General features: G+C 50.9%; 1 protein-coding gene. It reads left to right on the forward strand.

Annotated features, from left to right (window positions below):
- Positions 1-591 (forward strand): protein adenylyltransferase SelO family protein (locus R8O10_RS26365; RefSeq protein ID WP_318192118.1); only part of this gene is annotated, 591 nt, incomplete at both ends.

Genomic DNA, 591 nt, shown 5'->3' on the forward strand with positions numbered 1-591 from the left:
AGTTTGCGCAGCAGTTTGGTTTACCAGCAGAGCAAAACGATGAGCTATTGGCGGGTTTTTCTGGGCAAAGCGAATTCGAACCGTTTCGTCCTCTGGCGATGAAATACGCAGGGCATCAGTTTGGCGTCTACAACCCAGACTTGGGCGATGGACGTGGATTGCTGTTGGCGGAAATTGAGCATCAAAATGGCACTTGGTTTGATATTCACCTTAAAGGCGCGGGGCTAACACCCTACTCGCGAATGGGGGACGGCAGGGCGGTGTTGCGCTCAACCATTCGTGAATATCTATGTAGTGAAGCCATGGCGGGGCTTGGGATCCCGACGACTCGTGCTCTTGGCATGATGGTTAGTGACACGCCTGTTTATCGCGAGAAAACAGAATTCGGCGCAATGTTGATTCGTATGGCGGAGACCCACGTGCGTTTTGGCCATTTCGAGCACCTTTTCTATACCAATCAATTGGCAGAGCAAAAGTTGCTGGCGGACAAAGTCATCGAGTGGCACTTTGCTGATAGTGCGTCGGCAGAGAAGCCATACGCTGCAATGTTTGGCGAAATTGTTCAGAAAACAGCGGACATGATTGCTTACT

This window comes from Vibrio sp. 1727 (assembly GCF_033344415.1).
Lineage (GTDB): Bacteria > Pseudomonadota > Gammaproteobacteria > Enterobacterales > Vibrionaceae > Vibrio > Vibrio alginolyticus.